The organism is Neorhizobium sp. T6_25, from assembly GCF_002968555.1.
Lineage (GTDB): Bacteria > Pseudomonadota > Alphaproteobacteria > Rhizobiales > Rhizobiaceae > Neorhizobium.
Genome location: NZ_PVBL01000003.1, coordinates 140,162 through 162,559, shown reverse-complemented (window position 1 = coordinate 162,559; position 22,398 = coordinate 140,162). Strand labels below are relative to the sequence as shown.

The following is a 22,398-nucleotide window of genomic DNA, read 5'->3' as shown; positions in this document are numbered from 1 at the left end:
AAGGCTCAGTGTTCCTGCGGATAAAGTGACAGAAGCGCGGTCGAAAGCAGCTCGTCGGCGTAGGTGCAGGCGGTGAGCCGCGCATCCTCCGGCATGTTCATCTCGTGACAGCGCTGGTGTACGGCTTCGAGAACGAGGTTGCTGATCCCGCGGGCGTGTTCGATGTCCGCGTTCTCGGACGTGTCCATGGCAAGCGCCAACGCCGTCATGGAGACGATTTCCAGAACAACGACGCGCGCTTCCAGATCGATGGCAGTTGCCCCATCGGGACGTTGCCCTTCGCGCGGCTTGCTCTGGCCCATGATTTTTCCTTTCCTTATAAGGAAAGACACATAGAGCCGGATCAGGGACTTTAAAGAACGATCGAACGTTTTTCGCTAACCAATCGGGTGGCTCGCAAGGCAACTGTTGAGAGCGTCGACCAAGGCCCTGCCGGCATCTTCCAGCGATCCGCTGTTGTCGATCGTCACCACCCGGTAGTCGCCGGTCACGGTCAGCGAGCTGCGTTCGAGACGCCGAAGTATTTCCTCGCGCGTTTCCCGTCCGCGCGCTTCGAGCCGGGCCGCGAGCACGTCCAGGCTGGCGGTGATGTTGATGACCACCAGCGACGGATAGACATCCTTGAACCGGGCCAGCGCGGAACGCGAGCCGTTGGCAACGATCAGCTGGCCTTTCGCCATGGCCGCTTTCGTCTCGACGGGAATGCCGTATCGCAGGCCGTGGGCACCCCAGGAGACCGCAAAACGGCCGGCCTTTTCCAGAGCCTCGAATTCCGCTTCGGAAACGCCGTCATGGTCTTCACCGCCGGCGGCGGCGTTGCGGGTGATGACGCGCCGTACGAAGACGACGTCATCGCGGCCCTCGAAGAACCGGGCGGCATAGGCCATCAGAGTGTCCTTGCCGGCCCCGCTCGGGCCGACGACCGCGACCATGCAGCCGCTTCGCTCCGGTTCCGTTGCTGTCGGCCTGGCGTCCATCAGGCGACCCGCCGGCCTTCCCGCCAGACGGCGCGGGAGACGGGAACCCCCTCCTCGTGATGGACGCGGACGATATCGGCACGCAGGCCGGTCGCGATCCGGCCTCGGTCGTCGAGGCTGACGGTGCGGGCAGGGGTCGATGTCACCATGGCGAGCGCCTTCGGCAGCGAGATGCTTTCAACCTCCGAGGCGAGCACGAAGGGCGCGTGCAGCAGGCTGAGCGGCACGTAATCGGAGGAGAGCACGTCGAGCACGCCACGCTCGGCAAGGTCGCGAGCGGCGATATTGCCGGAATGCGACTTGCCGCGAACGATGTTTGGGGCACCCATCAGCACGCTCATGCCCGCTTCGTGCGAAGCTTTTGCCGCATCGAAACTGGTCGGGAATTCCGCCAACCGAACGCCGTTGTCGATCGCTTCGCCCACATGGGAAAGCGTCGCGTCGTCATGGCTTGCGACTGTAATGCCATGCTCGGCGCAGATCTTGGAGATCGCAACGCGGTGCGGCGTCGCATTGCGTGCCGATTCTTCCTGGCGTTTGGCGACGAAAGCGGCGAATGCCTCGTCGCTGAGGCCGCGCTTCTTCTGGTAGTAGAGCGTGTACTGATCCATGGTCTGGAACTGCCGCTGGCCCGGCGCGTGATCCATCAGCGAGACGAGCCGCACATGCGGATCGTTCTCGAAGTCGACGAAATGCTCCATGCAGTTGTCGGCGGAGACTTCGCAGCGCAGATGCAGGAAATGTTCGGAGCGCAGGCGACCATAGGCGGCGGCGGCGGCAATCGCGTCCGCCATGTCCCGCATTTCGCCATGGGCAAAGCCGCCGTCCTCGTCGGCGCCCATGCGCAGGCAGTCGAAGACGGTGGTGATGCCGGAGGTGGCGATCTGCGCGTCATGGGCCTGGATCGCCGCCGTGGTGTTCCAGCGCACGCCCGGACGCGGCGAATAATGCTGTTCCAGATGGTCGGTATGGAGTTCGACCAGGCCCGGGATCAGATAGTCACCCTCGAAATCCTCGCCGGTATGGACATTGCCTTCCGAGATGTCGGTGATCTTGCCGTTCCGGATCTGCACGGAACCGGAGATCACGCTGTCCTCGAGCACGATGCGGGCATTGGTGAGCACGAGTTCGGCGGTCATGATGCGGTCTTTCTGTTTTCGAAGGCGGACGCCAGCGGCAGCCAGCGATGGGCGATGAAGGGTGCGCCGCGCTCGGGCTCCACGAAGATGGCGAGCCCGTCGACGGTCAGCGGGGCGTTGGCGAAATCGGCGAAGCGGCGGTCGAGCTCGTGGCGCATGATGGGCGCCTCTTCGGGCGGGACCTGCCCGGTCAACGTCATGTGGAAGCGGAACTCGTCCATGACATAAGGATAACCCCAGCGGTCGAGATTGGCGCGCTGGGCGGAGCTTAACATATCAGGTTTACGCCGTGCGATGTCGGCCTCCGTCAGCGGCGCGCGAAAATGTTCGAATTCTTCGACGACGCGTCCGGCAAAATGCTGGAGCTCCGGGTAAATGGTGTCGGGAACCAGCGCGAAGAACCGTCCCAGCTGGCCGACGATGACGTTCGGGATGTCGAACGCCGTGGTCTCTGCGGCAAAGCGTTCGGCGGCCCTGATCAGCTCGGCTTCCGTCCGGTCCGGATGCAATTCGAACGGCGCCTTGAGCGTCGCGTGAAAGGCGTAGCGGCGCGGATCGGCAGTCAGTTCATGGACGGTGTCGCGGGAGAGGCCTTCGACATCGGGCGTCGGAAACGTCTCGGCGGTAAAGGCGTCTCGGCCGAGCCAACGCGCTGCCGCCTTCGTCAGCGGATGGTTTTCGGCGGGCGAAAAATAGAGAGCGTAGCGCAAAACGGGATTCCGGAATCAGGAGAAGGCCGGCCGACTTTACCTGCGCGCCGGCCCGTGAAACAGGACCCCCGGCTAAAAGATTTCCATGACAGGATGATGATAATCTGGCCTGTCAGTGGCCCTTTTTGCCCATGACGCGCGAACGCAGCGCATTGGAGAGATTGTCGAAGACGAAGACCACCAGAAGGATCAGCAGGACCATGTAGGCAACCTTGTCCCAGTCCGCATTGGTCTTCATGGATTCGAGCAGCTTGAGGCCGATACCGCCCGCGCCCACAGCGCCGATCGCGGTTGCCGAACGGGTGTTGGACTCCCAGAAATACAGCGATTGCGAGATGAAGATCGGCAGGACCTGCGGCACCACGCCGTAACGCTGCACGATGACCGGGGCGGCACCCACCGACTTGACCCCCTCGCGCTGCTTGTCGTCGACATTCTCCAGCGCTTCCGAATAGACCTTGCCGAGCGCACCGGTATCCGTGAAGAAAATGGCGGCGATCCCCGGGAGCGGCCCCGGCCCGAAGGCGCGGGTAAAGAACAGGGCCCAGATCAGCATGTCGATGGAGCGCAGGAAGTCGAAGAAGCGCTTCATCCCCCAGTTCATCGGCCGGCTCGTGGTGATGTTGCGCGCGGCGACGAAGGCGAGCGGGAAGGCGATGAGGGTGGCAAACAGCGTGCCGACGAAGGCCATGACCAGCGTCTGCATCAGCTTGGAGAGAATATCGCCATGCTGCCAGCTGCTATTGTTCAAGAAGTTGTCGAGCGCCAGCGAGGCATTGGACTGGCTCGGGTCGAGCCGCTCGCCGAAGAGCATCAGCCCGGCCACGCTGGTGACACTGCGACCCCAGAACGGCGATTGCGTGTCGAAGAAGAAATTCGCCCAGCCGAGGAAGCGCCGCTGCACATAGACCTGGCTGTTGCGGATTTCCGCCTGGCCGGCAAAGCCGAAACGGACATTGACCTTGTTGCCGTCCTGCATCATCCGCGCCGGCGCACCGTCCGGCAGTACCGCCCGGTCACCTTTGATCGCGACGGGATAGAGCTTGCCGTCGAGATATACGTCGACCTGGCTCGGGGTCACGTCGAGCCGGTTGCCGCTACCGAAGATTACCGTGTAGCCGCCATTGGAGGTCGGTTTCAGCCAGTCGATCGCCGCACCCTCGGGATATTGCCCGCGGCTCGTCCATTGTGGGACGACCTGACCGTTCTGGAAGCGCAGGCGGGGCTGCGCGCGCCATGAATACCAGTCCTGCAGGTAGATCGCCGCGCGATCCCAGTTGCCGTTGACGAAGGTCGGGATGACGTTGAAGAAGGAAAAGCAGAAGGCGAGGTAGATGAAGACCGCGACGGCCGCGATCGCCAGGCCCCAGCGCTGCATGACGCTGCGGTGAAAGACTTCCGGATAGGTGGCGAGCAGGCGTTCGCGATCGGCGGCATTGACGGCGAGATTGGACATCAGGCAGCTCCTCGGCCGAATTCGAACGATTGCTTGCCGATCAGCCGGCGGCGCAGCCAGGCCGAGAACTGGTCGACGCAGATGACTGTAATCAGAAGAAGAATGATGATCGCATAGGTCTTGGCGGCGTGGTCACGTCCGATCGACAGGCTGAACACTTCCCCGATGCCTCCGCCGCCGACGGCGCCGATAATGGTCGAAGCGCGCACGTTGATCTCGGTGCGCAGGAGCGTGTAGGAGACGAAATTGGGCAGGACCTGCGGCAGGATGGCGAAGCGGACGCGCTCCAGCCAGCTGGCGCCGGACGCGCGCAGGCCTTCGTCCGGCTTCATGTCGGCATTCTCGACCACTTCGAAGAATAGCTTTCCGAGCGCGCCGATGGTGTGGATCGACACGGCGATGATCGCCGCGATCGGACCGATCGACAGGATCGCGGCCAGCAGGCCGGCGACGACGATCTCCGGAAAGGCGCGCAGGATTTCCATGATACGCCGCACCACCCAGCGCGTGAGACCGGCGCCGACGAGATTGGTGGAGGCGAAGAAGCAGAGAAGGAAGGCGCCCGTGGCGCCGAGGATGGTCGAAACGATGGCGATGTTGATGGTGATCGCCAGCTGATAGAAGAAGTTCGGAATATACAAACTGTCGGTGATCCAGACGCGATCGCTCGTATAGTCGAACTTGATCGATCCGTCCGCATAGGGCGACGGCAGGTCGAACATGGCGCGGAAGATCTCCAGCGGACTGTTCGGCACGAAGCTCTTCAAGAAATCGAAGAAATAGGGAAGGCGTTCGAAGAACTTGCCGGAATTGGCTTCGTTGGCGAAGTCCAGCGACGCGCCGAGCACGATCAGGAAAACGACGATGGAGACGACGGTATAGATCCGCCGGGTCCGCACCTGTTGCTGATAATGGTCGAGGATGGTGCGGGAGCTTTCCTGCAGCCCGCTGAACTGAGCGGGTCCGGCCACGTGCGCCATTCTGGGTATCCTTGTTGAACGAGCGGCGGCATCGTCATGATGCCGCCGCCAAGATATTGATCAGACGTTGGATCAGCCGCCGATGACAGCCTTACGAGCGTCGATGATGGTCTGGTAGAACTTCTGGTCGACCGGCGACCAGTCGACGTAACCGCCTCCCGTGAAGCTCTCGAAGCAAGACTTGTCCTTCTTCGGCAGCTCGGCGAAGTAGGCGGTCACCTTCTTCTTCATGTCGTCCGAAAGCTTGTTGGAAACCATCAGCGGGCCGTTCGGGATGAGCGGCGACTTCCAGACCTGGACGATGTCGTCCATGTCGAGCAGGCCCTTGGAGACCATGATGTGCAGGTTGCCGGACGAGTAACCCTGAGCCCAGTCGCCGACGGCCGAACCGAAGGTGGTGCCGACGTCGAACTTCTTGTCGAGAATGCCGAGAACGAGGTTCTCATGGCCGCCGCCGAAGCCGGTTTCGGAGAAGTACTGCTTGACCGGCATGCCGATATCCTTCGGCAGGGCGACGTTCGGCACGAGGTAGCCAGAGGTCGAGTCCGGATCAGCGAAGCCGATCTTCTTGCCCTTGGCGTCGGCGAGCGTCTTGATGCCCGAATCCTTGCGGGCAACCATGATCGAGTAGTAGCCGGTCGAACCGTCGGCCTGCTTGGTGGTCAGGACCGGGGTAACGGCGTTCGGGTCCTTGATGTAGATCGCCGCGTAGGAAGCAGCGCCCATGACGGCGAGGTCGATCGTGCCGCCGAGCAGACCCTGGATGACGCCGTTGTAGTTAGGCGACGGGAAGAGCTTGACGTCCGAAGCGCCGGTCGCGGCGATCAAGCCCGGCTTGACGCATTCGGTGCGGCGGATCTGGTCGGCTTCGTTTTCGCCGCCGTCGAGGCCGATGCGCAGAACCGGTGCGCTCTGAGCGTGGGCATGGCCGGCAACGGCGGCGATGGCGATCGTCGCCATCAGGATCTTGCGGAATGCAGACATGGAAGTCTCCTTTGGTGATTGGGGTGGTCAACCCGGAAAGGGCGTCAGTCTTCCGGCCGCGGGTCGGCAGCCGGAAACAGGTCAGCGCATGGCGGCGGCTTCGGTCACCATGCCGGATGTGTCGATCGCGACCGCAGCCTCGCCGCGGCGGGCGGGGGCCAGGCTGGTCGATGTCATGGTCTCGTCGATGCCGGCGCCATCCTTGTCGGAACCGTAGATCTCGCGCACCGCATTGGCATTGAGCTGCTGCGGCGGGCCGTCGAAGACGACGCGGCCGCCCGCCATGCCGATGATCCGCTCGCAATAGCTGCGGGCCGTATCCAGCGTGTGCAGATTGGTGATGACCGTGATGCCTTCGCGCTCGTTGATGTCACGTAGCGCATCCATGACGATCTTGGCGTTGAGCGGATCGAGCGAGGCGATAGGCTCGTCGGCGAGCATCATTTTCGGCGCCTGCACCAGTGCGCGGGCGATCGCGACGCGCTGCTGCTGGCCACCCGACAGCGTTCCGGCCGCCTGCAGTGCGGTCTGTTCGATGCCGAGTCGCTCGAGGGCCGCCATCGCCATGACGCGCTCGTCACGGCTGAAGATTTTCAAGAGGCTCATCGTCGTCGAACGGTGATTGAGACGGCCGAGCAGCACGTTGGTCATCACGTCGAGGCGCGGGACCAGGTTGAACTGCTGGAAGATCATCGCGCAGTCGCGCTGCCAGTTGCGCAGCGCCCGGCCCTTGAGGGAGGAGACTTCGGCGCCGTTGAAGTAGATGGAGCCGGAGCTCGGCTCCTGCAGTCGGTTGATCATGCGCAACAGGGTAGACTTGCCGGCGCCGGAGCGGCCGATGATGCCGACCATCTGGCCCTGGGGAATCTCGACGTTCACGGCACTCACCGCGATACGATCGCCGAAACGGCGGGTGATGTCCCTCAATTCGAACTTCATGCTCTCTCGCCAATTCAGCTTTTTTTCTGAGAGCTCGATAGCGATGGTTGATGAAGTCTGAATGTCGGATTTATGTCGGTTTTATTATATTCCGGAAGCGCCCGCCGCGCTTCCGTTACCTGGCATGACGGGACACGAATTCCTCTGCCGAAAGTGCCCGGAAGTCGTCGAGAGCAGCCCTCAGTTTCAGGTGATCCCAGTCCCACCAGGCAAGCCGGTCCATCGCTTCGCCGACCGCTTTCGTGAAACGCTCGCGGATGAGCTTTGCCGGCACGCCGCCGACGATCGTATAGGGCGCGACGTCCTTCGATACCACCGCACCGGCGCCGATCACCGCGCCGTTGCCGATGGTGACGCCCGGCAGCACGGTGGCGCCATGGCCGATCCACACGTCATGGCCGATCGTGACGCGATGGTCGCGACGCCATTCGAAGAAACTCTTCTCATCCTCGGCATCGTCCCAGTAGCTGGCGGCGCGATAGGTGAAGTGGTGCAGCGTCGCACGCCACGTCGGATGGTTGGTGGCGTTGATGCGCACGGAAGCCGCCATGTTGACGAACTTGCCGATCGTCGCACACCAGATCGAGCCGTCCTGCATGATGTAGGAATAGGCGCCGATCTCGGCCTCGCTGATGCGGCAGCGCTCGGAAATTTCCGTATACGGGCCGAGCGTGGAATTGCTGACGTTTGCCGTTTCGTGGATCGCGGGCTCGAGCCCCACCTTGACGCTCATGCAGCGACTGCCTTTCGCGGAGAAAATTGGGAGACGTCGAGAACGCGGTCAGCCACGGCTTCGCGCACTTCCTCGTCGTGGAAAATGCCGAGAAGGGCGACGCCCTCGCGTTTCTTGTCCGCGATCATGTTCACGACGACGCGCCGGTTAACCGCGTCGAGTGAAGCGGTCGGCTCGTCGAGGAGCAGGATGCGGTGGCTGGTGATGAAACCGCGGGCGATGTTGACCCGCTGCTGTTCGCCACCCGAAAACGTGGCCGGCGGCAGGGTCCAGAGCTCCTGCGGCAGGTTGAGTTTGGCCAGAAGCTCGGCCGCCTTGTTGCGCGCTTCCGGCGCTGCGATCCCGCGGGCGACCAGCGGTTCGGCGACCACGTCCAGCGCGGAGACGCGCGGAACGGTGCGCAGGAACTGGCTGACATACCCGAGCGTATGGCGCCGCACGTCGAGCACCGTGCGCGGGTCGGCGCGGGCGATATCGACGATCCGGTCCTTGTGATCGACGAGGATCTGCCCGGCATCGACGGCGTAGTTGCCGTAGAGCATCTTCAAGATTGAGCTCTTGCCGATGCCTGACGGGCCGCCGAGCACGACGCATTCGCCGCTCGCAACGGAAAAGTTCACATCCTTGACGACCGGCAGCTTGATGCCGTCGCGCAGATGCATGGTGAAGCTCTTGAAGACTTCAGAAACGACGAGAGGGGTGGCCATCGGTATTCTCCTCAGACCTGAAGAATGGAAGAGACGAGAAGCTGGGTATAAGGCTCGCGGGGGTCGTCGAGCACCCGGTCGGTCAGTCCGTGTTCGATCACATGGCCGTCCTTCATCACCATCATCCGATGGGACAGGAGACGGGCGACCGCGAGATCGTGGGTGACGACGATCGCCGACAGGCCGAGATCGTTGACGAGACCGCGCACCAGGTCGAGCAGGCGGGCCTGGACCGAGACGTCGAGACCACCGGTCGGCTCGTCCATGAACACCAGGCGCGGGCCGGTCACCAGGTTGCGGGCGATCTGCAGGCGCTGGCGCATGCCGCCGGAAAAGGCGCGCGGCTGGTCGTCGATACGGTCGGTGCCGATCTCGACGCGGGTCAGCCAGTCGCTCGCCGTCTCGCGGATCTTGCCGTAGTGCCGGTCACCGACGGCCATCAGCCGCTCGCCGACATTGGCGCCGGCCGAGACTGTCATGCGTAGGCCGTCGGCCGGGTTCTGGTGCACGAAGCCCCAGTCGGTGCGCATCAGGAAGCGCCGTTCAGCCTCGCTCATGTGGTAGAGGTCGCGGAAATTGCCGTCGCGCATCCGGTATTCGACACTGCCGGTCGTCGGCATCAGCCGGGTCGACAGGCAGTTGAGCAGCGTGGTCTTGCCGGAGCCCGACTCTCCGACGATGGCGAGCACTTCGCCCGGCCACAGGTCGAAGGAAACATCCTTGCAGCCGATCCGGCTGCCGTAGAATTTCGAGACGCCGCTGACTTTGAGAAGAGGGGTGTCGGTCATTCCGCTGCCTCCTTGGCTGGCGCCAGCATGGCGCCGACATGGCCGTGTTCGCGGCGGTCCTCGCAATTGTCGGTGTCCGAACAGACGAACATGCGGCCGCCTTTGTCGTCCAGCACCACTTCGTCGAGATAGACGTTCTCGGCGCCGCAGAGCGCGCAGGGTTTGTCGAAGGTCTGGATTTGGAACGGATGATCCTCGAAGTCGAGGCTGACGACATCTGTATAAGGCGGCACGGCGTAGATGCGCTTCTCGCGGCCGGCGCCGAACAGCTGCAGCGCCTCCGACCGGTGCATCTTCGGATTGTCGAACTTCGGCGTCGGCGACGGGTCCATCACGTAGCGGCCCGCGACCTTGACCGGATAGGCATAGGTCTTCGAAATCCGGCCGTTATGGGCGATATCCTCGTAGAGCTTCACATGCATGAGCCCGTATTCTTCCAGCGCATGCATCTTGCGGGTCTCGGTCTCGCGCGGCTCGAGGAAGCGCAAGGGTTCCGGGATCGGCACCTGGTAGACGAGGATCTGGCCCTCGGCGAGCTTGTGCTCGGGAATGCGGTGGCGGGTCTGGATGATCGTCGCGTCCTTGGTGTGGGTGGTGACGGCGACATTGGCGACCTTCTGGAAGAAGGCGCGGATCGAGACCGCATTGGTGGTGTCGTCGGCGCCCTGGTCGATCACCTTCAGCACGTCTTCGGGGCCGATGATCGCTGCCGTCACCTGCACGCCGCCGGTGCCCCAGCCATAGGGCATCGGCATTTCGCGGGACGCGAAGGGCACCTGGTAACCGGGGATGGCGATCGCCTTGAGGATCGCGCGGCGGATCATCCGCTTCGTCTGCTCGTCGAGATAGGCGAAGTTGTAAGTGGCGAGGTCCGTCATCTTGGAGTATCCTGTGACTGCATGAACCAACTAGAAGGAAAGGCTGTCATGGACGCCATCACTTCGAACGGATTGCTGGGCGTGGCCGTCTTCGCGGCCTTCGTCGCCTGCGGGATCATCATTCCCTTTTATGTCATCAAGCCGCCGAAAAACCGCGGCAGGGCCAACGCGGGCAGCGAGGGCGGTGGGGTTGGGGCCTACGGGAGCGGCTGCGACGGCGCCAACGCGGGCGGCGCCTGCGATGGCGGCGGAGGTGGTGACGGTGGAGGCGGCGGAGGCGACTGATCCGCCCCCGAACTGCGGCCGGACCGGCATCATTCGGCGGCCTCCTGAAGGCCGCTACCGCCATTGCGCGCCGTCTCGATGTCCGATCGCATCTTGCGCACCAACGCAAGCTCGGCCTGGAAGTCGACGTAGTGCGGCAGCTTCAGGTGCTCGACGAAACCGGTCGCCTGCACGTTGTCCGAATGGGAGATCACGAATTCCTCGTCCTGCGCCGGCGCGGTGATGTCCTCGCCGAGCTCTTCGGCACGCAGCGCCCGGTCGACCAGCGACATCGACATCGCCTTGCGCTCGCTCTGGCCGAACACCAGGCCGTAACCGCGGGTGAACTGCGGCGGCGCCTTCGACGAACCCTTGAACTGGTTGACCATCTGGCATTCGGTGATCCGGATACGGCCGAGCGAGACGGCAAAACCGAGTTCTGCAACTTCGATCTCGACTTCCACTTCCCCGATGCGGACTTCACCGACGAACGGATGGTTGCGGCCGTAGCCGCGCTGGGTGGAGTAGCCGAGCGCCAGCAGGAAACCCTCGTCGCCGCGGGCGAGCGCCTGCAGGCGCAGATCCCGGCTCATCGGAAACTCCATCGGCTCGCGGGTGAGGTCGCCGGCCTGATGGTCCTCGGAAAACTCGCTGTCCGCCTCGATCAGGCCTTCATGGGCGAGAATGTCGGAGACCCGCATGACGTGCTCTTGCGGCGCGTCGCGGCGTTCCGGCTCGTCGACCGGTTCGTCGGTGAGCAGAGAAGGATCGAGCAGCCGGTGGGTATAGTCGAACGTGGCTCCGAGAAGCTGGCCACCCGGCAGATCCTTGTAGGTCGCCGAAACGCGCCGCTCGACCTTCATGGCGGCCGTATCGACCGGAACGGACGAGCCGAAGCGCGGCAGCGTGGTGCGATAGGCCCGCAGCAGGAAGATCGCCTCGATCATGTCGCCGCGCGACTGACGGATGGCAAGCGCTGCGAGCGCCCGGTCATAAAGCGAGGCCTCGGCCATCACGCGGTCTACGGCGAGGCCCAGCTGCTCGACGATCTGCTCGATGGTGACGGAAGGAAGCGAGCGATCGCCCCGACGCCGGTCGGCCAGCAGCCTGTGAGCATTGTTGATGGCGGCCTCGCCACCCTTGACGGCAACATACATGGTTCATTCTCCTGGCCATTACCGGCATCCCATCAGGATGCGGGAAGGTTTGGTCGTTTGGCCCCAAGCGGCGGCCCCAAGGTTAAAAAGTCGGTCGACCGTTCATTGGGTGGCGATGCGGACAGTCCGCGGCAGGCACAACAGGTTTTTGCCGGCCGTCAGGATGACATCGACGCCACGCGGAAAGAGCGCCCGGTTGTCGGCCCAGAGCCGCAGGAAAACTTCCGGAAGGCCCTTCACCATGACGGTGGTCGCGTGCGGGATGCCGGGCCCGGTCAGTGTCAGCGGCAGGCCTTCGCCAAGTGCTGCGACCTCGATCACCAGCGTCGTTGAACGGTCGGGATATTCCTGCGTGCCGGCCGAGAAGAGGCCGAACGAGGCAAGCGCTGCCCCGGCCTCCACGAAGGCAAAGCGGGCCTCGGCCTTCTCGCGGGTGATCGGCGCACCGGTGTGGAACCCGATCCACTCGCCGACGGCCGATTTGAAAAGCCCGGCGCTCAGCCACACGGGCGTTTCATGGTCACAGAGCGTCACGGCAATCGCCCCGGCCGCTCCTCCAAGCGGCTCCGGCTGGCCGACATCCGGTCCAACGGTACGGATCGTTCCCGGACGGGCCATGCTGTCCATCAGCATGCGGAACACGTCCTGGGATTCGAAGACCGGTTCTCTGAACCCGCCGGAAAGCGCTTGCGTCTTGATGTTCATCAGTCGTCCCCCCGTACCATGGTGAAGAAATCGACGCGGGTCGCGGCCGTCTCCTCCACCTTCTGTTTATCTTCCGTTGCGATGCGGGCCTCTATCGGACCGAGCAACGTGGCCTCCACGAAATCGCGCGTGCCGGCCTCCTGCCAGAGCGCATCGAAAATGGCCGCGAGCCGGACATTCGCCTTCGCGGTGCCAAGCGCCTGCGCATGGCCGGCGGTGCCGGATGCCAGGAGCACGGTCGCACGCGTCACCGTCGCCTCACCGAGATTGAAGGGTGCGCCGCCGCCGCCGATTCGACCGCGGACCATCACCAGTCCGGTCTCGGGGCCGCGCACCGGCTTGACCTCCGGTTTGGCCGGAAGTTTTTCCCAGGCGGCATGCAGTTCGCTCGCCGTCGCGCGCGCAAGAAGCCCGGCGGCGCGACGGCGCGCGGCGGTTTCTGCATTCGGCTCGATTTGTTTCGCCAGGTCCATTGCCAAGCTCCTAAATGTCTATTGATATAGACAATCATACAAGTTATATGTACTACTAACTTTCTGATATAACAAGCGTGTGACATGGATACCGGGCAGACAAACGTTCATCGCCAAAACGGCGTGGCGCTATGGCGGCAGATCGCCGACCGCATTCGCGCCTCGATCGCCAATGGCGACTACGACGCGACCGGCAAGGTGCCGCCGGAATTCACGCTGGCTGCGCAGTTCGGCGTCAATCGCCATACGGTCAGGAGCGCGCTTGCCGCCCTCGCTCAGGAGGGCATTGTTCGTTCGGTACAGGGGCGCGGTACGCTGATCGAGCGCAAGGAACGGCTGAACTTCCCGATCACGCGGCGCACCCGGTTCAGTGAGGGCATCGGCGACCAGGCGCGGGAAAAGGAGGGCCTGCTGCTGCATTCGGCCCAGGAACCGGCCACAGTCGACCTGTCGACCCGGCTGCGCATTCCTGAAGGTGCGCAGGTGATCCGGCTGGAAACGCTGAGGAAAGCGGATCGCCGCCCGGTTTCCCGCTCGACGACCTGGTTTCCGGCCGACCGTTTCGGCGGCATCGAGGAGGCCTACAGCAAAACCGGCTCGATCACCGTGGCGTTCCGGATGCTCGGCCTTTCGGACTATCTGCGTGTCTCGACGGAAGTGACCGCGACCCATGCAGATGGCGCGGATCTCGCTGACCTACAGCTATCGCCGGGAGCCATCATCCTCGTGGCCCGCGCGCTCAACACCGATACGGAAGGCGTGCCGATCCAATACGCCGTCAGCCGCTTCCCGGCCGACATGGTGCAGTTCACGATCGAGAATTGAGTAGGATAAGTAAGCCCAATCCGCGGTGCGGATTGGGCTTGTGAATTTGTCTCAGTGCGCGCCGGACATGTCGCCGAGAACGTCCTTAGAAGCGACGGTCGAGTCGGCTTTGAGCGTGTAGACCATCGGCACGCCGGTCGCGAGGTTGAGCTTGAGGATTTCTTCCTTGCTGAGCCGGTCGAGAACCATCACCAGCGAGCGAAGAGAATTGCCGTGGGCGGCGACGAGGACTTTTTCCCCACGCAGCACGCGCGGCAGGATTTCCGTCATGTAATAGGGCCAGACGCGGGCGCCGGTATCGCGCAGGCTTTCGCCGCCCGGCGGCGGGATGTCGTAGGAACGGCGCCAGATATGCACCTGCTCCTCACCCCACTTGGCGCGCGCATCGTCCTTGTTGAGGCCGGAAAGATCGCCGTAGTCGCGCTCGTTGAGCGCCTGGTCGCGGATCGTCTCGAGATCCGGCTGGCCCACCTTGTCGAGGACGATCTTCAACGTGTCCTGGGCGCGCTTCAGCACCGAGGTGAAGGCAATGTCGAACTTGATGCCCGTTGCCGCCAGCGCTTCGCCGCCGGCTTCGGCTTCCTGGATGCCGAGCGGCGTCAGATCCGGGTCGCGCCAGCCTGTGAAAAGGTTTTTGAGATTCCAGTCGCTCTGGCCGTGGCGAACGAGGACGAGAGTTCCGCTCATGGGATGAATTCCTCCGGGAAGATTTCAGGAAAGCCCGAGCACGTCGAGCATGGAATAGTGGCCGGGCTTCTTGTCGCGCGCCCAGAGCGCCGCGGCAACTGCGCCGCGGGCGAAGATCGAGCGGTCGCGCGCGCTGTGCGAGAGCGTCACCAGTTCGCCTTCGCCGGCAAGCACGACGGAATGGTCGCCGACGACCGAGCCGCCGCGCAGCGTCGCAAACCCGATCGTGCCGGTCGGGCGGGCGCCCGTATGGCCGTCGCGCACCCGGACGGATTGGCTTGCGAGATCGATGCCGCGGCCTTGCGCTGCCGCTTCGCCGAGCAACAGTGCCGTTCCGGATGGCGCGTCGACCTTGTGCTTGTGATGCATTTCGACGATCTCGATATCCCAGCCGGCGGCGGGCAAGGCCTTCGCCGCCTGCGCGACGAGCACACCGAGCAGGTTGACGCCGAGGCTCATATTGCCGGACTTGACGACGCGCGCATGACGGCCAGCCGCCCTGAACTTTTCCTCGTCCTCGACCGAGCATCCGGTCGTGCCGATGACATGGACAACGCGTGCCTGTGCGGCGAGGACAGAGAAGGCGACGCTGGTCGCGGGCGTGGTGAAATCGAGGACACCGTCGGCATCGAGGAAAGCCTTCAGCGGATCTGAGGTTACGGGAACGTCAAGAGTTCCGACACCCGCAAGCTCGCCGGCGTCCTTGCCGATGAACGGCGAACCCTCCCGCTGAACGGCCGCGTGCAGCGTCACGCCTGCTGTTTCATGGATGACCCGGATCATGGCCTGGCCCATCCGGCCTGCAGCACCAACCACCACGAGTTTCATGTCATTTGCGGTCATGCGCGGCGCAGTCCTTGCTTCGTCGGTCAGTCTTTTGGAGCGGTTACAGCTTGTTGGGGCGAGCGTAAAGGCCGCTTCCGCACTGCGCAAGTATCTCTTGCAGGCCGTATCCAGGAAACCGAGCCTCGCCCGCGACGATGATCTCGGGCCGTACCTAACGTTGCCAGCGGCGGCCATCCATGGAAAGGCCGTAGGCGGAAGGCGTGCGGGCAAAGCTTGCCAGGCCGGCCAGCGCTGCCTGCGGGTGGGTCACCACGAAGGTCGGGATCGTGCCCATCAGCTCCGTATGCGGCGCTTTATCCTCGAAGGCGGCGCGGAACTCCGGGCCTTTCAGCGCCGGAACGATCTTCTGCGAGATGCCGCCGGCAAGATAGACGCCGCCGCGCGCCATGAAGATCAGCGCCATGTCGCCGGCGACCCGGCCGAGATAGGTGGCAAACAGCGAAAGCGTTTCGACGGCCTGGGAATTCGAACGGTTCAGACCGTGGGCCGTGATATCCGCCGGATCGGAAAACGCGGGCTGCAGACCGTCGGCCGCACAGACGGCCTGGTAGATGTTGACGACGCCGCGCCCGCTCAGGATTTCTTCCGCAGAAACGCGACCCTCGATACGCTTGAGGTGCGGAAAGATCTCGAAATCCCGTTCCGAGCGCGGGCCGACATCCACATGTCCGCCTTCGCCGGGAACCGGAAACCACATGTGCCGCGCATAGACGAGGCCTGCGACGCCGAGGCCGGTACCGGGGCCGAGCACCACGCGCGACGCCATATGCGGCTCGTTGTTGGGCCCAAGCGTCTCGCGGTATTCGTCGGGCATGGCCGCGACGGCAAGCGCCTGGGCTTCGAAATCGTTGACGACCAGCACGTCCTCGAAGCCCAGATCGGCAATCATGCCTTTCGGCCGCACCACCCAGTCGCAATTGGTCAGGTCGATCTCGTCGCCGTCGATCGGCCCCGCGATGGCAAGGATCGCGGAACGGGGCTTTACCGAACTCCTGTCGAGCACGATTTTCTGGATGGCGTCATCGATCGTCGGGTAGTCGGCGGTGCGCACGTTCGGGAACGGCTTCGGTTCCGCATCGGCGTCGAGGAGGATCGAGAAGCGGGCATTGGTGCCGCCGATATCGCCGATCAGGATCGGAAAGGGCAGGTTGTCGATCTTCATATTATCGGCCATCGGGAAGCTTAGTCCTTCTGAAAGTCGATGAGTTTTTCGGCGGTGGCGCGGTTGAGCGCCATCGGTATGTCATAGACCGTTGCAAGCCGCGTCAGCGCCTTGACGTCGACATCGTGGGGAAGCGCGCTCAAGGGGTCGATGAAGAAGATCAGCATGTGAACCTCGCCGGTGGCGATCATCGCGCCGATCTGCTGATCGCCACCGAGCGGGCCGCTCTTCAGCCGCGTCACGTCGAGGCCGGGGCAGGCATCCTGAACCCGGCCGCCCGTCGTGCCGGTAGCGACGATGCGGAACCGTGAAAGCGCCACTTGGTGATGGCGGGCAAAATACGCCATGTCGTTCTTCTTCTGGTCGTGCGCGATGAGCGCAATGCAGGGCTTGGCCGACATGATTGGGTATCCTCGCCAGAACGATATTCAATCGATTTGTGACGCGTTCTAGCGTGCCGCTTCGCTCTTGGAAAGGTGGCGTCGAAACCGGCGTTTTCGATTGCCGGCCTCATCCGGAACTATTGCAGCGGACGCGGCGTCGGGATCGGCATGTCGTCGGAAGCAGCCGGCGGATCGTTGACGATCGCCTCGATGGTCTTTGCCGGTGCCGATGCGGCAGGCTGAGCGGTGTAGGCCACGGCGCTGCCGCCGAAGGTGGCGTCATCTTCGGAGCGCGCGGGGGCGGCAAGCACGGCTGCACAGGCTTTCGGCAGATCCGAGAGCATGACCTGGCGAGGCTTGACCGGCTTCTTGTTCGGGTCCGGCTTGGGCGGCGGCGCCCACGGCTCCTTGCTGAACCACCAGGCGAGGGAATTGTCGCAGCCGTCGCCCTTGGTGACCGGCGCCTGACTCTGGCAGGCCGTAGCGCCGGCCGGGCAGTGAATGCGGATATGGAAATGTTCGTCATGGCCGTAGATCGGCCGCACCTTACCAAGCAGGCTTCGATCGCCGGTCCAGGTTTCGCAAAGCTTCTTCTTGATGGCTGGATTGACGAAGACCCGCTCCACCTGCGGATAACTCGCCGCCTGCATGACGACCTTGGCGTGGGTGCTGGTCCAGCGGCTGGGATCGACGGTCAGGAACTTGCTCTTGTCGAGCATGGAGGTGAACGGCATGCTTTCGCGTTGCTGCGCGGTCAACGGCTGGGCGGGCTTCGGCGTGAACCAGATATCGGCGTCGAGGCCGATCTGGTGTGAAGCATGGCCTGTGAGCATCGGACCGCCGCGCGGCTGGGAAATGTCGCCGACCAGAATGCCGGAACCCCAGCCGAGCCTTGCGGCATCGCCGGAGAACCGTTCGAGCAATGAGATCATTGCCGGATTGCCCCAGCGGCGGTTGCGCGAGAGGCGCATCGCCTGCCAGGTCGGTCCGTCGGTCGGCAGCGCCACGGCACCGGACATGCAACCCTTCGCATAGAAACCGAGCGGTTCCGCCTCCGCCATGCTCGGGAGCTTCACGGTGCCAAAAAGCTGTTTGGCCGGCGTGCCTTCCTGCGCTGCCACCGGCCCTGTGAAGGTGCTGCAAAGGAAAGCGGTCACCGTCAACCGCAAAATAGTACCCGAAATCGATTTCATGCCCATCCGCCGCAAATCACCTGATCGCCTCGAATCTACCGTGAAACAGGATTTTGGTGAAATGGAGATGGTGGAAGCCTTGCCGATTTCCGGAAGATAAACGCCGGATAAAACGGATGTGAGCGCCGAACTCCTGTTTTTCGCCGCCTTTTGTCCTATGCTTCACCGCAACACAGAAACTCGGAAGAGGTAACGAATGGTTCCGGCTCGGCTGAAGGTAGGTTTCGCGATCGTCCTGGCGACGGTTCTCGCAGCGTCGAACGTGCCGGCCCAGGAACCGAAATGGCGCCATGGCATGGCCGTTGTCGGTGACCTCAAGCTGCCGGAAGGCTTCAAGCAGCTCCCCTATGTCGATGTGAACGCGCCGAAGGCCGGCGAACTGCGCCTCGGCGATGAAGGCACGTTCGACAACCTCAACCTGGTGATCGACCGGGGTGCCGTGGCTTCGGGTGTCAGCCTGATCTACGACACGCTCATGAAGCGGTCGGAGGACGAGGTTTTCGGCACCTACGGTCTTTTGGCCGAGGCGGTGTCCTATCCGGATGACGTGTCTTCGGTGACGTTCCGGTTGAGGCCGGAGGCGAAATGGTCGGACGGGCAGCCGGTCACTCCGGAAGACGTGATCTTCAGCCTGGGGAAGCTGAAGGAGCACAGCGCCCTCTATTCCGGCTACTATCGGCACGTCACCGGTGCTGAAAAGACCGGCGATCGCGAAGTGACCTTCCGCTTCGACGAAAAGAACAACCGCGAATTGCCTTCGATCGTCGGCGACTTCCCGGTCCTGCCGAAGCACTGGTGGGAAGGCAAGGACGCACAGGGCAACCAGCGCGATATTTCCCGCACCACCCTGGAGCCGCCGATCGGGTCCGGACCCTACAAGATTGGCGCCATTCAGCCGGGCTCCACCATTCGCTACGAGCTCCGCGACGACTACTGGGGCAAAAATCTGCCGATCAACCTCGGCCAGTATAACTTCCGGACGATCAGCTATACCTATTTTTCGGATGCCGACGTGGAATTCGAGGCCTTCCGGGCTGGCAACATCGATTACCGCCAGGAAAACAGTTCGAGCCGCTGGGTCACCCGTTACGATTTCGATGCGGTGAAGGATGGCCGGGTTATCAAGGAAGCACTGACCAATCCGTTCAAGGCCGTCGGCGTCATGCAGGCTTTCGTGCCGAACATGCGGCGCGACATCTTCAAGGACGCGCGGGTCCGCGAAGCGCTGAACTACGCCTACGACTTCGAGGATCTCAACAAGAACCTTGCCTATGGCGGCCTGAAGCGGGTCGATAGCTTCTTCTGGGGCACCGAGCTTGCGTCCTCTGGCCTGCCCCAGGGAAAGGAACTGGAAATCCTCAACGGGTTGAAGGACAAGATCCCGGCGCGGGTGTTCACAACCCCCTACACCAACCCCGTCGGTGGCGACCCCAACAAGGTGCGCGACAACCTGCGCACGGCCGTCAGCCTGCTGAAGGAGGCCGGTTGGGAGCTGAAGGGCAACCGGATGGTCAATGCCAAGACCGGGCAACCTTTAAGTTTCGAAATTCTCCTGAACAGCCAGTCGCAGGAGCGGACCGTGATGCCCTATGTGACAAGTCTCAAGAAAATCGGCATCGATGTCCGGCTCCGGATCGTCGACGCATCGCAATATATCAATCGAATCCGCAGCTTCGACTACGACATGATGTACGGGGTTTGGGCGCAGACCATGAACCCCGGCAACGAACAGGCGGACTACTGGGGATCGGCGTCCGTCAGCCGGCCGGGATCACGCAACTATGCAGGCATCGCCGATCCTGCTGTGGACCAGCTGATCAACATGATCACCTTTGCCGAGAAGCGGGAGGACCAGGTGGCGGCAGTCAAGGCGATGGACCGGGTGCTGCTCGCCAACCACTATGTGGTCCCGATGTTCTATTCCGGCGAAGCGAGGATCGCCTATTGGAACCGTCTCACGCATCCGCAGAGACTGCCGGAATACAGCACGGGTTTCCCCGAGACCTGGTCGACCAGAAGCGCCGCGAAGTGAAGAATTGGGCGCGGACTTGCGCCGCCGACCGGCACCTGTTCCAAATGAACCCGTATGATTCGCGCCGGAAAAGAGGAAAGAGCCATTTGATCGGCATTGGGATATGCGATGAGACAAGCCCGGCAGCCACGGGCAGGGAGCTCTGATGGGCGCCTATATTCTCCGCCGTCTTCTGCTGATGATACCGACGATCGTCGGCATCATGGCGATTTCCTTCCTCGTCGTGCAGTTCGCGCCTGGCGGCCCGGTCGAGCAGGTGATCGCCCAGATCCAGGGCCAGGATACCGGTGACCGGCTTTCCGGTGGCGGCGGCGACCTGCTCCAGCAACAGGGCGGAGGCGAGGAAAGCCGTTATCGCGGCGCCCAGGGCCTCGATCCGGAGTTCATCGCCAAGCTCGAAAAGCAGTTTGGCTTCGACAAGCCGCCGGCGACGCGTTTCCTCGAAATGATGTGGAACTATATCCGCTTCGACTTCGGCGAGAGCTTCTTCCGCAATACCTCGGTGCTCGATCTGATCATCGACAAGATGCCGGTCTCGATCTCGCTCGGCTTCTGGATTCTGATCGTCTCCTACCTGATCTCGATTCCCTTGGGCATCCGCAAGGCAGTCAAGGACGGCTCGACCTTTGACGTCTGGACCTCCGGCGTGATCATCATCGGTTACGCGGTGCCGAGCTTCCTGTTCGGCATCCTGCTGATCGTGCTCTTCGCAGGCGGTTCCTTCTTCGACTGGTTCCCGCTGCGCGGCCTGGTTTCGGACAATTTTTCAGAACTTTCCTGGTGGGAAAAGGTCATCGACTATTTCTGGCACCTGACATTGCCGTTGATCGCCATGTCGCTTTCGGCCTTCGCCACCACCACCCTGCTGACCAAGAACTCGTTCATCGACGAGATCAAGAAACAGTATGTGACGACGGCGCGTGCCAAGGGCCTCAACGAGCGGCAGGTGCTCTACGGCCACGTCTTCCGCAACGCCATGCTGATCGTCATCGCAGGGTTTCCGGGCGCCTTCATCTCGGCCTTCTTCACCGGCTCGCTGCTGATCGAGAACATCTTCTCGCTGGATGGACTGGGGCGCCTCGGTTATCTCGCGATCGTCAACCGCGACTACCCGATCGTTTTCGGCACGCTCTACATCTTCTCGCTCATGGGCCTGTTCGTCAGCCTGATTTCGGACCTGATCTATACCTGGATCGATCCGCGCATCGACTTCGAGCGGAGGGATGTCTGATGGAGGCGACCGCCGCAAAGACCACCGTGCAGACGGCACCGCCACAGAAGCGGCCCTGGATTTCGCCGACCAACCGGCGGCGGCTCGCCAATTTCCGCGCCAATAAGCGGGGTTACTGGTCTTTCTGGCTGTTCATGATCCTTTTCGTGCTCAGCCTGTTTGCGGAATTCATCGCCAACGACCGGCCGATCGTCGCCTCCTACAAGGGCGAGATCCTCTACCCGGTCCTGGTGGACTATCCGGAAGAGAAGTTCGGCGGTTTCCTGGCGACGACCGATTACCGCTCCGATTACATCCAGCAGGAAATCGACGCGAACGGCTGGATGGTCTGGCCGCCGATCCGCTATTCCTACCAGACGGTCAATTCCAACATTCCCCATTCGGCGCCGACCGAACCCTTCTGGCTGATGGAGAAGGCAGACCGCTGCGCCGCCTATCCGCAGAAGGATCAGGACCAGAACTGCATCCTCGGCAACCTGAACTGGCTCGGCACCGACGATCAGGCACGCGACGTGACCGCCCGCATGATTTACGGCTTCCGCATCTCCGTCCTGTTCGGCCTGGTGCTGACGATCTGCTCGGCAGTAATCGGCGTGACGGCCGGCGCGATCCAGGGTTATTTCGGCGGCTGGACGGACCTGCTGATGCAGCGGTTCATCGAGATCTGGTCGTCCATGCCGGTTCTCTACATCCTGCTGATCATCGCCTCGATCCTGCCGCCAGGGTTCTTCGTCCTGCTCGGCATCCTCCTGCTTTTCTCCTGGGTCGGTTTCGTCGGCGTGGTGCGCGCCGAGTTCCTGCGGGCTCGCAATTTCGAATATGTCCGTGCCGCCCGCGCGCTCGGCGTCGGCAACTGGACGATCATGTCCCGGCACCTGCTGCCGAACGCAATGGTCGCGACGCTGACCTTCCTGCCCTTCATCCTGTCGGGCTCGATCGCGACGCTGACCTCGCTCGACTTCCTGGGCTTCGGCCTGCCGGCAGGCTCTCCGTCTCTCGGCGAGATGATTTCGCAGGGAAAGAACAACCTCCAGGCGCCATGGCTCGGCTTCACTGCCTTCTTCACCATGTCCCTCATGCTTTCGCTGCTGATCTTCATCGGCGAGGCCGTGCGCGATGCCTTCGATCCGAGAAAGACGTTCGGGTGAG

At 62.9% G+C, this 22,398-nt stretch carries 25 protein-coding genes; 5 read left to right on the top strand and 20 right to left on the bottom strand.

From position 1 onward, the window contains the following. Positions 1 to 5: 5 nt before the first annotated feature. From C5L10_RS05345 to C5L10_RS05290, 12 genes are all read right to left on the bottom strand, one after another. The gene (locus C5L10_RS05345; RefSeq protein ID WP_046602925.1) at positions 6 to 302 is read right to left on the bottom strand and encodes a hypothetical protein; all 297 of its coding nucleotides are present in this window, start codon (positions 300 to 302) and stop codon (positions 6 to 8) included. A 75-nt stretch (positions 303 to 377) separates the two neighbouring features. Then, the gene (phnN, locus tag C5L10_RS05340) at positions 378 to 977 is read right to left on the bottom strand and encodes a phosphonate metabolism protein/1,5-bisphosphokinase (PRPP-forming) PhnN (RefSeq protein ID WP_105428806.1); all 600 of its coding nucleotides are present in this window, start codon (positions 975 to 977) and stop codon (positions 378 to 380) included. Then, positions 977 to 2,116 carry an alpha-D-ribose 1-methylphosphonate 5-triphosphate diphosphatase gene (locus tag C5L10_RS05335; RefSeq protein ID WP_105428805.1) on the bottom strand — a complete coding sequence of 380 codons (1,140 nt, stop codon included), beginning with the start codon at positions 2,114 to 2,116 and terminating at the stop codon, positions 977 to 979. The genes phnN and C5L10_RS05335 overlap by 1 nt, the downstream gene beginning before the upstream one ends. Beyond that, on the bottom strand, positions 2,113 to 2,826 hold the full coding sequence (locus C5L10_RS05330) for a DUF1045 domain-containing protein (protein ID WP_105428804.1): 714 nt from the start codon (positions 2,824 to 2,826) through the stop codon (positions 2,113 to 2,115). Before C5L10_RS05330 ends, C5L10_RS05335 begins: the two co-directional genes overlap by 4 nt. 112 nt (positions 2,827 to 2,938) lie before the next feature. Beyond that, positions 2,939 to 4,282: a phosphonate ABC transporter, permease protein PhnE gene (gene phnE / locus C5L10_RS05325; protein ID WP_105428803.1), complete on the bottom strand. Its 1,344-nt coding sequence runs from the start codon at positions 4,280 to 4,282 to the stop codon at positions 2,939 to 2,941. After that, entirely contained in the window at positions 4,282 to 5,262 is a 981-nt protein-coding gene (gene phnE, locus C5L10_RS05320) for a phosphonate ABC transporter, permease protein PhnE (protein WP_105428802.1), read from the bottom strand. Before phnE (C5L10_RS05320) ends, phnE (C5L10_RS05325) begins: the two co-directional genes overlap by 1 nt. 72 nt (positions 5,263 to 5,334) lie before the next feature. After that, positions 5,335 to 6,246, bottom strand: a complete 912-nt coding sequence (gene phnD / locus C5L10_RS05315) for a phosphonate ABC transporter substrate-binding protein (RefSeq protein WP_105428801.1) — start codon at positions 6,244 to 6,246, stop codon at positions 5,335 to 5,337. An 81-nt stretch (positions 6,247 to 6,327) separates the two neighbouring features. After that, complete coding sequence (gene phnC / locus C5L10_RS05310; RefSeq protein WP_105428800.1) at positions 6,328 to 7,185, bottom strand: phosphonate ABC transporter ATP-binding protein; 858 nt, start codon at positions 7,183 to 7,185, stop codon at positions 6,328 to 6,330. A 115-nt stretch (positions 7,186 to 7,300) separates the two neighbouring features. Further along, positions 7,301 to 7,918: a DapH/DapD/GlmU-related protein gene (locus C5L10_RS05305; protein ID WP_105428799.1), complete on the bottom strand. Its 618-nt coding sequence runs from the start codon at positions 7,916 to 7,918 to the stop codon at positions 7,301 to 7,303. Beyond that, positions 7,915 to 8,625, bottom strand: a complete 711-nt coding sequence (gene phnL / locus C5L10_RS05300; RefSeq protein ID WP_105428798.1) for a phosphonate C-P lyase system protein PhnL — start codon at positions 8,623 to 8,625, stop codon at positions 7,915 to 7,917. Before phnL ends, C5L10_RS05305 begins: the two co-directional genes overlap by 4 nt. Positions 8,626 to 8,636: 11 nt before the next feature. After that, complete coding sequence (gene phnK, locus C5L10_RS05295) at positions 8,637 to 9,413, bottom strand: phosphonate C-P lyase system protein PhnK (RefSeq protein ID WP_038592229.1); 777 nt, start codon at positions 9,411 to 9,413, stop codon at positions 8,637 to 8,639. After that, entirely contained in the window at positions 9,410 to 10,291 is an 882-nt protein-coding gene (locus tag C5L10_RS05290) for an alpha-D-ribose 1-methylphosphonate 5-phosphate C-P-lyase PhnJ (RefSeq protein ID WP_105428797.1), read from the bottom strand. Before C5L10_RS05290 ends, phnK begins: the two co-directional genes overlap by 4 nt. Positions 10,292 to 10,339: 48 nt before the next feature. Here C5L10_RS05290 and C5L10_RS05285 point away from each other — a divergent pair, with 48 nt between their 5' ends. Continuing rightward, positions 10,340 to 10,576 (top strand): hypothetical protein, encoded by a 237-nt coding sequence (locus tag C5L10_RS05285; RefSeq protein WP_105428796.1) that lies wholly within the window; start codon positions 10,340 to 10,342, stop codon positions 10,574 to 10,576. A gap of 29 nt (positions 10,577 to 10,605) precedes the next feature. On the opposite strand, the gene C5L10_RS05280 is transcribed toward C5L10_RS05285, so the two are convergent. The 3 genes from C5L10_RS05280 to phnG form a co-directional block, all read right to left on the bottom strand. Continuing rightward, positions 10,606 to 11,712, bottom strand: a complete 1,107-nt coding sequence (locus tag C5L10_RS05280; RefSeq protein ID WP_046667230.1) for a carbon-phosphorus lyase complex subunit PhnI — start codon at positions 11,710 to 11,712, stop codon at positions 10,606 to 10,608. 102 nt (positions 11,713 to 11,814) lie between these two features. Further along, positions 11,815 to 12,417, bottom strand: a complete 603-nt coding sequence (gene phnH / locus C5L10_RS05275) for a phosphonate C-P lyase system protein PhnH (RefSeq protein WP_046638080.1) — start codon at positions 12,415 to 12,417, stop codon at positions 11,815 to 11,817. Then, positions 12,417 to 12,890 (bottom strand): phosphonate C-P lyase system protein PhnG, encoded by a 474-nt coding sequence (gene phnG / locus C5L10_RS05270; protein WP_105428795.1) that lies wholly within the window; start codon positions 12,888 to 12,890, stop codon positions 12,417 to 12,419. The genes phnH and phnG overlap by 1 nt, the downstream gene beginning before the upstream one ends. 84 nt (positions 12,891 to 12,974) lie before the next feature. Here phnG and phnF point away from each other — a divergent pair, with 84 nt between their 5' ends. Continuing rightward, the gene (phnF, locus tag C5L10_RS05265; protein ID WP_105428794.1) at positions 12,975 to 13,715 is read left to right on the top strand and encodes a phosphonate metabolism transcriptional regulator PhnF; all 741 of its coding nucleotides are present in this window, start codon (positions 12,975 to 12,977) and stop codon (positions 13,713 to 13,715) included. Positions 13,716 to 13,766: 51 nt separating this feature from the next. On the opposite strand, the gene C5L10_RS05260 is transcribed toward phnF, so the two are convergent. From C5L10_RS05260 to mepA, 5 genes are all read right to left on the bottom strand, one after another. Beyond that, on the bottom strand, positions 13,767 to 14,402 hold the full coding sequence (locus C5L10_RS05260; protein WP_038592256.1) for a 2,3-bisphosphoglycerate-dependent phosphoglycerate mutase: 636 nt from the start codon (positions 14,400 to 14,402) through the stop codon (positions 13,767 to 13,769). A gap of 24 nt (positions 14,403 to 14,426) precedes the next feature. Further along, complete coding sequence (gene dapB / locus C5L10_RS05255) at positions 14,427 to 15,245, bottom strand: 4-hydroxy-tetrahydrodipicolinate reductase (RefSeq protein WP_105428793.1); 819 nt, start codon at positions 15,243 to 15,245, stop codon at positions 14,427 to 14,429. 154 nt (positions 15,246 to 15,399) lie between these two features. Continuing rightward, positions 15,400 to 16,422, bottom strand: a complete 1,023-nt coding sequence (locus C5L10_RS05250) for a glucokinase (protein WP_105428792.1) — start codon at positions 16,420 to 16,422, stop codon at positions 15,400 to 15,402. Positions 16,423 to 16,430: 8 nt separating this feature from the next. Further along, on the bottom strand, positions 16,431 to 16,811 hold the full coding sequence (locus tag C5L10_RS05245; protein ID WP_105428791.1) for a methylglyoxal synthase: 381 nt from the start codon (positions 16,809 to 16,811) through the stop codon (positions 16,431 to 16,433). A gap of 119 nt (positions 16,812 to 16,930) precedes the next feature. Next, a complete protein-coding gene (gene mepA, locus C5L10_RS05240; protein WP_105428790.1) occupies positions 16,931 to 17,986 on the bottom strand; it encodes a penicillin-insensitive murein endopeptidase in 1,056 nt (351 codons plus the stop codon). Positions 17,987 to 18,182: 196 nt separating this feature from the next. Here mepA and C5L10_RS05235 point away from each other — a divergent pair, with 196 nt between their 5' ends. The 3 genes from C5L10_RS05235 to C5L10_RS05225 all read left to right on the top strand — a co-directional run bounded on the left by C5L10_RS05235 (position 18,183) and on the right by C5L10_RS05225 (position 22,397). Further along, positions 18,183 to 20,018: an extracellular solute-binding protein gene (locus C5L10_RS05235; RefSeq protein WP_105428789.1), complete on the top strand. Its 1,836-nt coding sequence runs from the start codon at positions 18,183 to 18,185 to the stop codon at positions 20,016 to 20,018. A gap of 145 nt (positions 20,019 to 20,163) precedes the next feature. Next, complete coding sequence (locus C5L10_RS05230) at positions 20,164 to 21,249, top strand: microcin C ABC transporter permease YejB (RefSeq protein WP_046667238.1); 1,086 nt, start codon at positions 20,164 to 20,166, stop codon at positions 21,247 to 21,249. After that, positions 21,249 to 22,397 carry an ABC transporter permease gene (locus C5L10_RS05225; protein WP_105428788.1) on the top strand — a complete coding sequence of 383 codons (1,149 nt, stop codon included), beginning with the start codon at positions 21,249 to 21,251 and terminating at the stop codon, positions 22,395 to 22,397. Before C5L10_RS05230 ends, C5L10_RS05225 begins: the two co-directional genes overlap by 1 nt. Position 22,398 lies beyond the last annotated feature (1 nt).

Coding starts and splice junctions, on each gene's coding strand:
- phnD (WP_105428801.1), bottom strand. CDS start 6,246: ATGTCTGCATTCCGCAAGATCCTGATGGCGACGATCGCCATCGCCGCC.
- C5L10_RS05250 (WP_105428792.1), bottom strand. CDS start 16,422: ATGGCCGATAATATGAAGATCGACAACCTGCCCTTTCCGATCCTGATC.
- C5L10_RS05345 (WP_046602925.1), bottom strand. CDS start 302: ATGGGCCAGAGCAAGCCGCGCGAAGGGCAACGTCCCGATGGGGCAACT.
- phnK (WP_038592229.1), bottom strand. CDS start 9,413: ATGACCGACACCCCTCTTCTCAAAGTCAGCGGCGTCTCGAAATTCTAC.
- mepA (WP_105428790.1), bottom strand. CDS start 17,986: ATGAAATCGATTTCGGGTACTATTTTGCGGTTGACGGTGACCGCTTTC.
- C5L10_RS05305 (WP_105428799.1), bottom strand. CDS start 7,918: ATGAGCGTCAAGGTGGGGCTCGAGCCCGCGATCCACGAAACGGCAAAC.
- phnE (WP_105428802.1), bottom strand. CDS start 5,262: ATGGCGCACGTGGCCGGACCCGCTCAGTTCAGCGGGCTGCAGGAAAGC.
- C5L10_RS05235 (WP_105428789.1), top strand. CDS start 18,183: ATGGTTCCGGCTCGGCTGAAGGTAGGTTTCGCGATCGTCCTGGCGACG.
- C5L10_RS05230 (WP_046667238.1), top strand. CDS start 20,164: ATGGGCGCCTATATTCTCCGCCGTCTTCTGCTGATGATACCGACGATC.
- phnL (WP_105428798.1), bottom strand. CDS start 8,625: ATGGCCACCCCTCTCGTCGTTTCTGAAGTCTTCAAGAGCTTCACCATG.
- C5L10_RS05290 (WP_105428797.1), bottom strand. CDS start 10,291: ATGACGGACCTCGCCACTTACAACTTCGCCTATCTCGACGAGCAGACG.
- C5L10_RS05245 (WP_105428791.1), bottom strand. CDS start 16,811: ATGTCGGCCAAGCCCTGCATTGCGCTCATCGCGCACGACCAGAAGAAG.
- C5L10_RS05335 (WP_105428805.1), bottom strand. CDS start 2,116: ATGACCGCCGAACTCGTGCTCACCAATGCCCGCATCGTGCTCGAGGAC.
- C5L10_RS05280 (WP_046667230.1), bottom strand. CDS start 11,712: ATGTATGTTGCCGTCAAGGGTGGCGAGGCCGCCATCAACAATGCTCAC.
- phnF (WP_105428794.1), top strand. CDS start 12,975: ATGGATACCGGGCAGACAAACGTTCATCGCCAAAACGGCGTGGCGCTA.
- C5L10_RS05285 (WP_105428796.1), top strand. CDS start 10,340: ATGGACGCCATCACTTCGAACGGATTGCTGGGCGTGGCCGTCTTCGCG.
- phnG (WP_105428795.1), bottom strand. CDS start 12,890: ATGGACCTGGCGAAACAAATCGAGCCGAATGCAGAAACCGCCGCGCGC.
- phnC (WP_105428800.1), bottom strand. CDS start 7,185: ATGAAGTTCGAATTGAGGGACATCACCCGCCGTTTCGGCGATCGTATC.
- phnE (WP_105428803.1), bottom strand. CDS start 4,282: ATGTCCAATCTCGCCGTCAATGCCGCCGATCGCGAACGCCTGCTCGCC.
- C5L10_RS05225 (WP_105428788.1), top strand. CDS start 21,249: ATGGAGGCGACCGCCGCAAAGACCACCGTGCAGACGGCACCGCCACAG.
- dapB (WP_105428793.1), bottom strand. CDS start 15,245: ATGACCGCAAATGACATGAAACTCGTGGTGGTTGGTGCTGCAGGCCGG.
- phnH (WP_046638080.1), bottom strand. CDS start 12,417: ATGAACATCAAGACGCAAGCGCTTTCCGGCGGGTTCAGAGAACCGGTC.
- phnN (WP_105428806.1), bottom strand. CDS start 977: ATGGACGCCAGGCCGACAGCAACGGAACCGGAGCGAAGCGGCTGCATG.
- C5L10_RS05260 (WP_038592256.1), bottom strand. CDS start 14,402: ATGAGCGGAACTCTCGTCCTCGTTCGCCACGGCCAGAGCGACTGGAAT.